The organism is Weissella sp. LMG 11983 (genome assembly GCF_025908495.1).
Taxonomy (GTDB): domain Bacteria; phylum Bacillota; class Bacilli; order Lactobacillales; family Lactobacillaceae; genus Weissella; species Weissella fermenti.
This window is the reverse complement of the sequence record NZ_JAOZFD010000002.1, coordinates 1-11,469: the sequence shown is the minus strand read 5'-3', so window position 1 is coordinate 11,469 and position 11,469 is coordinate 1. Positions and strand designations below refer to the sequence as shown.

The 11,469-nt window shown below is 45.0% G+C and carries 9 protein-coding genes and 3 pseudogenes; 2 read left to right on the top strand and 10 right to left on the bottom strand.

All coding sequences use genetic code 11. The features are described 5' to 3' along the window. Positions 1-36: 36 nt before the first annotated feature. The 10 genes and pseudogenes from OIT45_RS09610 to OIT45_RS09565 form a co-directional block, all read right to left on the bottom strand. Positions 37-381: a YlbF family regulator gene (locus tag OIT45_RS09610; protein ID WP_199403663.1), complete on the bottom strand. Its 345-nt coding sequence runs from the start codon at positions 379-381 to the stop codon at positions 37-39. Positions 382-435: 54 nt separating this feature from the next. Continuing rightward, a complete protein-coding gene (locus tag OIT45_RS09605; protein ID WP_264340040.1) occupies positions 436-2,544 on the bottom strand; it encodes a transglycosylase domain-containing protein in 2,109 nt (702 codons plus the stop codon). Between the two features lies 1 nt (position 2,545). Further along, the gene (locus OIT45_RS09600) at positions 2,546-3,004 is read right to left on the bottom strand and encodes an arginine repressor (RefSeq protein WP_135798079.1); all 459 of its coding nucleotides are present in this window, start codon (positions 3,002-3,004) and stop codon (positions 2,546-2,548) included. Between the two features lie 131 nt (positions 3,005-3,135). Beyond that, on the bottom strand, positions 3,136-4,167 hold the full coding sequence (locus OIT45_RS09595) for an inorganic phosphate transporter (RefSeq protein WP_135798080.1): 1,032 nt from the start codon (positions 4,165-4,167) through the stop codon (positions 3,136-3,138). Positions 4,168-4,350: 183 nt separating this feature from the next. Next, positions 4,351-5,091 carry a gamma-glutamyl-gamma-aminobutyrate hydrolase family protein gene (locus OIT45_RS09590; protein ID WP_161690557.1) on the bottom strand — a complete coding sequence of 247 codons (741 nt, stop codon included), beginning with the start codon at positions 5,089-5,091 and terminating at the stop codon, positions 4,351-4,353. A 144-nt stretch (positions 5,092-5,235) separates the two neighbouring features. Then, entirely contained in the window at positions 5,236-6,921 is a 1,686-nt protein-coding gene (argS, locus tag OIT45_RS09585; protein WP_199403665.1) for an arginine--tRNA ligase, read from the bottom strand. A gap of 3 nt (positions 6,922-6,924) precedes the next feature. Continuing rightward, complete coding sequence (locus OIT45_RS09580; RefSeq protein WP_071707534.1) at positions 6,925-7,269, bottom strand: hypothetical protein; 345 nt, start codon at positions 7,267-7,269, stop codon at positions 6,925-6,927. A 117-nt stretch (positions 7,270-7,386) separates the two neighbouring features. Next, positions 7,387-8,912 (bottom strand): annotated as a pseudogene (locus OIT45_RS09575) (UDP-N-acetylmuramoyl-L-alanyl-D-glutamate--2,6-diaminopimelate ligase). A gap of 35 nt (positions 8,913-8,947) precedes the next feature. After that, positions 8,948-9,553, bottom strand: a complete 606-nt coding sequence (locus OIT45_RS09570) for a non-canonical purine NTP pyrophosphatase (RefSeq protein WP_264340039.1) — start codon at positions 9,551-9,553, stop codon at positions 8,948-8,950. 3 nt (positions 9,554-9,556) lie between these two features. Further along, positions 9,557-10,678: pseudogene (locus tag OIT45_RS09565) on the bottom strand (bifunctional folylpolyglutamate synthase/dihydrofolate synthase). A gap of 322 nt (positions 10,679-11,000) precedes the next feature. Here OIT45_RS09565 and OIT45_RS09560 point away from each other — a divergent pair. Then, positions 11,001-11,258 (top strand): ATP-binding cassette domain-containing protein, encoded by a 258-nt coding sequence (locus OIT45_RS09560; protein WP_264340037.1) that lies wholly within the window; start codon positions 11,001-11,003, stop codon positions 11,256-11,258. 112 nt (positions 11,259-11,370) lie between these two features. Beyond that, positions 11,371-11,469 (top strand): annotated as a pseudogene (locus OIT45_RS12585) (manganese ABC transporter ATP-binding protein); the annotation flags it as partial.

Below are 11,469 nucleotides of genomic sequence, written 5' to 3'. Positions count from 1 at the left end.
GCGCCGCAATTTCTTGCGACGCCTTTGTCATATCAATTAGTCTTGGCCGTACAACTCAGCGATTGGCTTCGTGATGATGTTGTTGATTTCCATCAACAATTGGTTAACTGCTTGCTCAGCTTCCATCATCTTCTTCAAAGAATCGTGCTTGTCCATCTCACCAGCAATTTCTTGCCATTCTGCAACTTGCGCAGCTTCTGGCTCTTGACCAGCTTGCATTGCTTGGTTGATTTGCATTTGGGCAGCTTGGAAGCGTTGGAACACATCCTTAGCAGCTGTGTCGGCGTTCAATGCTTCAACCGCATCACGCAAAGTCTTGTATTGGGCCGTCTCGCGCAAATCAGCAGCAACTGCGTTTACGTTGTCATAAATGTTAATCATATTAATTAATATCCTTCTTTAAATTAGTAATTCCATTATCGCATACTTTGGGGGCTAATTACCAAACAGACTTTGAATACCTGACCATGCCGCGTGCGCACCGTCCTTCACGTTTGACCACGCTTGGCTTGCACCATCCTTGATGTCTGATTGAATACCATCAATGGCGTTTGAGAAACCATTTGATGATGAACTACCACTACTCTTACCGCTTTCTCCCGTGACCGTGCTCATCTTTTGACGCACACTCTTAACACCAAATGCGGTTTGATCAGTATTTGGAATCACTTGCTCCAAAGTCGTCTTCATCAATGGTCCAGCTGTCATACCAAGTGATACTGGAATCGTTTCACCGTTAGCCGATAAATCATAACCCGTCCACGTTGTGACCACCACATCAGGTGTGTAGGCGATTGCCCATGAGTCTGTGGCGTTCGTTGCCGTTGAATCACTACCCGTCACCTCGGTTGTACCAGTCTTTCCAGCTACCGTGTAACCGTATGGATCAGCTGCTTTACCAGTTCCATTCGTGTAAACACCCATCATCATTGATGTCATTTCATCAGCGACCTTCTTTGACCAAAGACGCGTTTGCTTTTCCTTCGCTTTGACAATCACCTTGCCGGAAGAATCCACAATCTTCGTAATGAAGTGACTATGACTCATCACCCCATCGTTGGCAAAACTTGTGTAGGCTTGTGTCATTTGCAAAGGCGTCACACCCTTTTGCAATCCACCGATTCCCATGGCCAAGTTCTTGTCAGACTTCTTCAATGGCAAACCGGCCTTAATTCCTGCGTTATACCCAACAGAGACACCCATTTGGTCAAGCAACCAAACGGCTGGAATGTTGTATGAGTTTTCAAGTGCGACGTACATTGGAACATCTTCACTAGTGTAATCCGCATAATTTGATGGTGAATAACCATTCGTACCAAAGCTGGTCTTCTCATTCTTCAACTCAGAATCATACGAAAACCCACGTGATAGCGATGGTGCATAATCAACAATTGGCTTAATTGTTGAACCAGGTGAACGATACATGCTCGTTGCGCGGTTGAAGCCACGGAAGACGTGTTCGCCACGCCCACCAACAACGGCACGCACCCCACCAGTTTTAGCATCCATGACAACCGACGCCGCTTGTGAATCCCCACCAATTGGGTTCAACCAGCTGGTCTCATAATCATCTTGTAAGTTTTGTTGGTCCGTTTGATTTAACGTCGTATAAATCTTATAACCATCGTTCAAAATTTCTGATTCAGTCAAGCCATATTTGTTAATAGCCTCGTCAATAACGGCATCGAAGAAGTATGGATAGTTATAGTTCGAATTATCGACGTTGTGGTCAGATGCGCCAATCGCAGTTGCTGCATATTGATCAGCTTCTGATTGGCTCAACTTCTTGTCGTTCACCAAATTTTGCAAAACTTGATTACGACGATTCAACGCGTTCTTAGGATAATTCAATGGGTCATAGCCGTTTGGTGATTGTAACATCCCCGCCAGCATAGCACCTTGCGTCACCGACAAATCCGAAGCGTTAACTCCGAAATACTTCAGTGACGCATCCTGAATTCCCCAGACACCTTGACCAAAGTAAGCATTGTTTAAGTACATCGCCAAGATATCGTGCTTTGAATATTCCTTTTCAACCTGGATTGCCAGGAACAACTCGCGCACCTTACGCGTGATCGTTTGATTTTGCGTCAGGAACGCGTTCTTAACCAGCTGTTGTGTGATGGTTGATCCACCGGCTGAGGCATTGATACCACGAATGCGATACCAAACCGTCGTCAACGCACCACGGGCCATACCTGTCACTGAGAATCCTGGTTCATGATAGAAATTACGATCCTCAGTTGCCAAAACAGCATTCACTGCATTCGGTGAAATCTTATTAAAGGATACATACGTACCCTTTTGACCAGCAATTGAGCCAGCCTTATTATCTTTAACATCGTATATTTCGGTGGATGATTGTAGGCGTGTCTTTAGGTCTGACACGTCTGTCGTCTTTGCTTCAAATGTTCCGAGAACACTAATCACCAAGATTACCGTCAGAATAACAACACCTATCCAACGATTAATTTGGAACCGTGTCCAAAACGGTCCAAATTTCCGTCGTATCCACGCGAAAAATGCTTTTATTCGCGTCATCATATTATTGCATCCAGTTTGTAAAGCGTTGTGCTAACTTCTCGGCCGCCTCTGCTGATGGGCTGGTCACGTAGATTGTATTGTGTCCGGCCAACGTAGCAATGACTTCTGACAAGTTCGCAGCGTCAATCAATGCTGCCAAGCGGTTTCCGTTACCTTGCGTTGTCTTCACAACCGTCATAAACTCAACTCGCGTCACAGACACGGCTGTTTCGGCAAAGCCCTTTTGCACTTGCTCGCTATCAACAACCGGTGCATCTGACATCACTTGATAACGTGGACGACCCGATCCGTCAGCGCGACGAACAATGCGCATTTCCTTGATGTCGCGTGAAACCGTTGCTTGCGTCACTTCAATACCCGCAGCTTGTAGCGAGTTCATCAAACCTTCTTGTGAATCAATCACCTCGCGTGACAAAATATCCAAAATCAACGCTTGGCGCTCTTGCTTCTTTAATGCCATGGTTTTCAATCCCTCTTTTTTTGCATATATAACTATAATTATACAGGTTTTTCGGTTTTCTGCCTTAAGTTCGGGCGGCAATAAAAAAAGACGCTACCCGCCTGCCGGCAAGTAGCGTCCTTCATATTTAATTACATAAATAGCATACGGAAGATTTCTTCAAACATGAAACCAATCAACCCAGCAGATGGCACCGTAATAATCCAGGCCATCACAATGTTCTTCAACGTGCTCCACTTCACGGCACGAATATCATCAGAGGCACCCGTACCAGCAATTGCTGACGTGACCGTGTGCGTCGTTGAAATTGGCGCGTGAATAAAGTAAGCAGAAATGAACAACACTGCTGATGAAACAGCTTCCGCAACAAATCCCTTTTGTGGGCTCAATAGCGTAATCTTACTTCCCAACGTGTGAATGATACGTTGGCCACCAGCCATTGTTCCAACTGAGATGGCCAAAGATGCCATCAAGATAATTTGGAATGGAATTTCAGTTTGCCCTGGCTTAATACCAAAGAAACCAACTGGGGCAGCCGCCATAAACATCAATCCCATTGACTTTTGGGCGTCTTGCAAACCGTGTCCCAACGCCAATGAAGCTGACGTGAAAATTTGTGCTGTACGGAAGAACTTGTCCGTTTCCTTCAAATTGGCTTTCTTGATAATCTTATTCAAAATCACCATGATTAGTAGCGCTAGTCCAAATCCGACAACTGGTGACAACACCATTGGATCAATAACCTTTTCAACCACCTTAGCCAACTTAATGTGTACGTCGTTACCAGCGATTTGTTCAGCCAAACCAGCTCCCATCAATCCACCAATAATGGCGTGTGTTGATGAAGATGGCAACCCAAACCACCACGTAATTAAGTTCCAACCAATTGCACCTAGCAAAGCAGCAATAACCAAGAACAACTGTTGCTCGGCGCTCACCTGCGTCATATCAACGATGTCACGTGCGATAACTGCAGCAACGGCCGTTCCCATCAAGGCACCAATCAAGTTCATCACAGCAGCCATAATGATTGCTGTCTTCGCCTTCAAGGCACCAGTTGTAATAGCCGTGGCGATTGCATTCGCCGCATCGTGGAATCCGTTAACCCCATCAAAGATTAGGGCAACGATAATAACCACCGTTGCTAATACGTAGACTTCCATGTCTCTCTCCTGAAATACATATTACTTTTAATTTTTTATTTGTTAAAAAACAACAAAAATAATTATATCAGTAAATACGCGGTTTCTCGGATTTTGTAACAAAATTTACACTGCCGTACTATTCCTCAAAAAACTCGCCCATCATACAAAAATGTACAATGAGCGATCTGTGTCTAGTACTATTTAATTCTTATGTTCAGCAACATAATCCACGAAATCTTGGAATACTTTCAAGTGTGTGGCATCATGATCAAACATCATTTCTGGGTGATATTGCACACCGCGGACTGACGCGTCTTCCGTTTGGAATGCCTCAATTGTGCCGTCGCTCGCATAGGCTGCCGGCATCAACCCATCCCCCAAGCGCTTAATTCCTTGGTGGTGGAATGAATTAACAATCGGTTGATCACCAAACGTCCCCGCCAAAAAGGTTCCTGCCATGACATCAATACGGTGTGTTGGTTCATACCACTTAACCGGATATTGCATGTGCTTCACAACTGGTTGCCCATTCGCCGGCGTATATTGTGTGTTGATATCTTGAATCAAGGTACCACCGAACGCAACATTCAAAATTTGTGAGCCACGGCAAATGCCCATCAACGGCTTTCGTTGTTTACGAGCCTCAGCGATGATGGCCAACTCAAACAAATCACGTTGGCGATCTGTTTCACCCATCTTAGGTGTTGGATCTTCACCGTAAAATAGTGGTCCAATATCTTGCCCACCAATCAACAATACCGCATCGACTGCATTTACATATTCAGCCGCTTCCTCTGGTGTTCCCATTGGAAAGACAATTGGCAAGGCCCCTGCCTCACGCAAAGCTGCCGTGTAATTCTGCTGCGTGTAATCAACGTAATTTGTTCCATGCTTTGGATTTGCATGGTTCAAGTGATTACTTGGAATACCAATAGTTGTCACGTTTCTCCCCCATATTTCATTGACAAAAGATATGTCAGAATATTAAACCCAGATGAGAATTACGTCAATTGATATTGTCATTTACTAAAACCGAATGAAAAAAGGCAGTCGACTTCGTAATGAAATCAACTGCCTTAATCGTAATTACATTTCCTTTGGCGCCTTAACACCCAACAAACGCAATGACTCAGTCAAGACTTGTGAAACAGCCGTAACCAAAGCCAAACGTGCGTTCAATTGACCGTCGTCTGCCAAAATCTTTGAGTTAGCGTAGTACTTGTTGAACGTACGAGCCAAGTTCAAAGCGTACTTTGCGATAACTGATGGTTCGCGATCACGCCATGCGCGACGAACAACATCGTTAAAGTCACCCAACAACTTTTCAGTCTCCCAAACGTTCTCATCAGTGATGACAACATCTGACAAATCAAGTTCAGGGTTACCCGCCTTACGCAAGATTGATTGTGCACGGGCATTTGCGTATTGAACGTATGGACCAGTATCACCTTCGAAACGAACCACTTCTTCCAACTTAAAGTCGAAGTTTCCGATACGTTCGTTCATCAAGTCGTGGAACACAACGGCTCCCGTTCCAACTTCGTGGGCAACCAATTCCTTGTTTGCCAAAGTTGGGTTCTTCTCTTCGATTTGCTCCAAAGCCAATTCAACAGAATCCTTCAAAACATCCTTCAACAAGATGATGCGTCCTGAACGCGTTGAAAGCTTCTTTCCATCGACAGTAATCAAACCAAATGGGATGTGCTCAACATCATCTGACCACTCGGAACCCATTTCCTTCAACACGGCCTTCATTTGCAAGAAGTGCTCACGTTGCTCGCCACCAACGACGTACAATGACTTCACGAAGTTGTAGTTCTTCTTACGGAAGATGGCAGCCGCCAAATCACGCGTCATGTACAAAGTGGCACCGTCAGTACGTTGAATCATGGCAACGTTCAAGTTGTACTTATCCAAGTTAACAACTTGCGCACCTTGAGATTCAACCAACAAGCCTTCTTCCTTCAACGTGTCGATAACGCCGTCCATCTTGTCGTTGTAGAAGGCTTCACCGTTGAATGAGTCAAACTCGATATCCAATGTCTCGTAAAGCTCCATGAATTCCTTCAATGATTCTTCACGGAACCATGACCACAATTGACGAGCTTCCTCATCACCGTCTTCCAACTTCTTGAACCAAGCGCGACCCTCATCATCCAATGCTGGGTTTTCCTTAGCTTCTTCGTGGAAACGCACGTAGTACTTAACCAACGTGTTGATTGGGTCAGCCTTAACTTCAGCTTCTGATCCCCACATCTTGTAGGCAACCATCAACTTACCGAATTGCGTACCCCAGTCACCCAAGTGGTTAATCTTGATTGGTTGGTAACCGTTGGCCTTTGAAATTTCAGCCAATGAGTTTCCGATAACCGTTGAACGCAAGTGACCCATTGACATTGGCTTAGCAATGTTAGGTGATGACATGTCGATCGTTACGTGCCCTGCTTCACCATCCGTGTTGTGACCGTATTCTTGGTTTTCCAAGATGGCGTGCAACACATCGGCACCAAAGTTTTCTTGGTTTAAGAAGAAGTTAACGTAAGGTCCGGCAGCTTCAACTTGCTTAAAGTTTGACGCATCGATTGCCTCAGCTACTTCAGCCGCAATTTGGTTAGGTGCCATGTGGCGTTCCTTTGCCAACAAGAACGTTGGAAAGGCAAAATCACCCATTGATGAATCCTTAGGCACTTCAACCTTTGACAAAATCGTTGCTTCATCTAGTTCAGGCACAACCGCAGCAACGGCTTGAGCCACTTGATTCTTGTAGTCCATCGGTTACTCCTCTTCTTCCTCTTCTTCAGCATCGTCATCTTCAAGCTTGATGTCTTCAGGAATTTCTTCTTCGTCTTCCTCTTCAGTTTCATCAGCCTTACGTGGTGCTGGGTTGTCCGTCTTCACCAAAATCTTAGTTTCTGACATGCGGACAACGGCGCGGTGGTTGTATTCGTTAACCGTCGCTGTATCTTCTGGGTCATTTTCCGTAATCAAGACCAACAATGAGTGCTCGTAAATCTTTTCAACGATACCCTTAAAGTCGTGTTCGAAGTTGGCAAACTTCTTACCTTCAACGAAGTCACCCAAGTCGAACTCTGACGTATTTTCTGCAGGTTCCTTAGCCATGGCACTATCCCCTTTTAATCTCTGCACATTTAATGCATTTATTCACTGTTTTAAACATAAAAAATCACCGATACTATCGGCAATTCTGTATATTATACCAAATTTTATGATTAAAAACTAGGCTTCCAATTCGTTAACAACACGTTGTGCAACTGCCCAGTCGTTTTCATACGGTGTATCTACGCCACCAATCTTTTGGTATTCGTCCAATCCCTTAGCTGTCAACACAACCACGTCGTTTGGACCTGCTGCCTTAATCGCTTCGGTAATGGCGACTGTACGGTCCATTTCGCGGTTAATCATAACATCCTTGTTAGTGATGGCCGCTTGAATTTCGTCTGCAATTGCATTTGGATCTTCGAATTGCGGATCATCACTGGTTAGGTAGACCATATCGGCTCCTTCACTGACTGCTTGGCCAATACCAGGTCGACGTGACACACCCTTGTTTCCAGGTGCACCAACGACAATCGTCAACTTTTCGACCGTTTCGTTTTGACGAACAAAGTTCAACAAAGCAGCGATTGAGGCATAGTTATGCGCATAATCCACGTAAATGGTTCCGTGGTTAGCTGACGTCAACACTTGCATGCGACCAGGAATCTTAACAACTTCTAGTCCTTCACGCATGGCATCTGGGTCAGCACCCGTCAATCGGGCAGCAATCATCGCTGCGACTGCATTTCCTTGGTTGAAGTCACCCGGCATGTCCAAGTGGTATTCGCCGGCAATGCCTAGACGGTCAGCTTGTTGACCAGCTTGACGGACCGTAAACGTGCTACCTTGCAAGTCAGCTTCGACCGTTTCGTAATAAACGTCAGCCTTTGGTAAATCCTCATCTTCGCGACCGTATAACCAAATACCATCTCGTGGCACAGCCATTTCAGCATGTTCAATCAATTCGCTAAAGTGATCTAAATCGGCATTCAAAATAATCTGTTCTGAGTGATAAACAACATCATCTTGTGTTCCAAATAATCCTCGAACGTTGGGTGTTCGTTTTCACCAACGTGATCTGGACTAATGTTCAAGAAAATACCCACGTTATAACGCAAACCGTAAACGCGTTCCATCTTGTAGGCTTGTGATGATACTTCCATCACCATGTGCGTCATACCGTTATCAACGGCTTCACGCATCCAACGGAACAGGTCTAATGACTCGGGCGTCGTCAAGTGCGCGCGATAGTGGAACTTTGGGTCTGCCCCTGTAATCACTTGCAACGTTGATGACAACGCAACCTTGTCGTTCGTTGCGACACGTAGCATTTCGTAGGCCATGTACGTTGCAGATGTCTTACCCTTGGTACCTGTGATACCAATCAAGGCAAGGTCGTTTTGTGGATAGCCGTAAAACGCCATACTCAAAATACTCATGGCCGCTGGCACATCATCAACCACCCACGTTGGTAGCGTTGTGTCGTGGACAAAAGTTTCTGGTGCGACCAACGCTTTAACACCCTTTTGGATGGCGTCAGTCAAATATTCAGCCTTAAAACGTCCCTTAATAAAGAGCAACGTTTCAGGTTCAACATCATTTGAATTATAGGCTAAATGCTTGACCTCACCATCAAAGTCCGGCGCTGAAATCAACAAATCTTGATCGGCCAACAACTCAGTAATTTGTTGTGCTGTGAGTTCCATTTATCCTATCTCTCCTCTTCATTATCTATCTATTATTATTGCCATTCACCAGCTGCTTTAAGCTGTTGCAAAATCATGATGGCAGCGCGACCACGGTGTGCATAATGAACACGCTCTGGCATGTCGATTTCTGACAACGTCATACCATTTTCTGTAACTATTAATTCATCCAAGCCGTTGCGACCACCGCGCGGTTCAGTTGCTAACGTGATACCCCCACGTGCTTGACTGAAATACGTCTCGCCTGACGGTGCAATGACGACAAAATCGGCTTGCAAATAAGCCGTTCGGTCAGCATCATCTGGCAACTGCGCTAATACATACGCGTTAATTTCCGCATCCCCACGTAATTGGTGCGCCTGAAACTCGCGCATCGTTGTCACACCAAAATGATCCGGAATCGCTGGTACAAACAACGCTAAATCATCTGCCAAAATGTATTCATCTGGCAAAATCTTATGGATTGTTTGGGCCTTTACGCGTGCGTTTTGAGCCATATCATCAGTGGTCTCATCTGGAAATGTGATTTGCTCATGTAGGTCACGATAATTAATCGCTTCAACACCCAAAACCGCCAGATAATCAACCATTTCTGCTGTCTTATGTGAATTGTTCGAGGCAATTACCAATCGCTTTAACATGTCTTACATCCCTTCAGATTCAATCGCGCGTAGTGTGTAGAATGAACCGGTAACCAGAATCAAGGCTTCTGATGATTCACGAACACGACGCGCCAACGTAATCGCGGCACTTGGATCGTCTGCGATTTCAACGTCAACGTTACTCATCATCACAATCTTAGCGGCCAGTTCATCAGCTGACATGGCACGATCAGAATCAGGCGTAACAGCAATCACCGTATCAACGTGTGGTAATAATTCTTCCAACATATCGTGGTAGTTCTTACCCTTTAGCAAGCCCAAAACAACGACCGGCTTAAATGGCAAGTGCCATGAACGAATTGACGCAACCAAACTGATAATACCGTCTGGGTTGTGCGCACCATCATACAAAATGTTGCGTTCCGCATCAAATTCCATACGGCCTTGAATCTTAACGTGGGCCAAGGCTTCAGCGACGTCCACATCCTTGATTTCAAAGCCACGACTCTTAAGGACCGTGACAATTTGCAAAACCGTACTCAAATTATTCGCTTGGTACGCACCAGTCAATGACAACTTCAAACCTTCGAATTGATCAGCATTCAAGACCAAGCCACTTGGTGACGATTGCACAATCGTAATTACTGGCTTAGGGTTTGGATTCCAAATTGCGCCCACTTCTTCTGCCTTATCGTGCAACAAGTGGTACACTTCAATATCTTGGCCTGGGTAATTGACGATACTTGCACCTGGCTTGATTGCACCAGCTTTGTCTTGCGCAATTTCAAGCAGGTCGTTACCCAACAAACCAACGTGGTCATATGAAATCTTGGTAAAGGCCACGACCAATGGCTTTTCAATCACATTGGTTGCATCACGCGCACCGCCTACGCCAGCTTCAAGAATGACGATGTAACCACGATCATTTTCTGGCGTTGAAAAGTGCCCAACCTTGTACCCTGCTGTAACCAAAATTTTGGCCACCAGTTGAACCCTTACCATTCGTTCCGACGATGTGGAAATCACACGCAGCTTGCTTTCAGGATGTCCCATCCAGCGCAAAATTTCTTGTAACATGCCAACACGATTACCCGCTTCTGGTCGAACTCGCCAGGGACCGTCCATCTTCTTTGTAATCTGTTGATAAGTCTCAGCTGTACCCATATTTCCCTGTCCTTACTATATATAGTAGCTTTTAAGTGTACAAAATACACATTACGTGTTGGCTTTCGCTATAATAATGCCAACAAACTCGCTTTTCTAATGGTTAATTCTACCATATAAAGCGACCCTCGGAACAATTGGACGAATTCTTTCTGCGATTGTCCTTTTAAACAAGCAATGTTCGGATATATAAAACATGTTATTTATTTCATATATAATATGATGACTTTTTCATTTGTCATTCCGGACAAAAACTGTTACATTGTTACTCGTTATTCTATTTTTACTTTGAATAAGTAAGTACGCATGAAAGGAATGGCATATGTTAAGCGTTGATCACTTGACGGTTGGCTATGAATATGGACCTGTTTTTACAGATTTGACCCTTTCTTTTAATCCAAATGAGCTCATCGGTATTATCGGTCCTAATGGCGCTGGTAAGTCGACACTCATTAAAGCGATTCTAGGAATTATTCAACCAACCGCCGGCACAATCACTTATGACGACTCGCCCGTTACTGGTCAGCTTGTCGTCGCGATAAGTTTGCCTACATTCCCCAGCGAAGCGACCTGGACTTAGATTTTCCAGTGAATGTTTTCGATTTGGTGATGATGGGCGTGCTATCGCAAATCTCCCGTTGGCATTCGGTCGGTAAGGCTGAAGAAGCAATTGTTGAGAATGCCTCGAGAAAATGGATATTGCCCACTTGGCTAATCGTTCGCTAAATGAACTTTCAGGTGGGCAACGTCAACGTGCCTTGGTAGCCCGTGCACTTGTACAAGATGCAGAT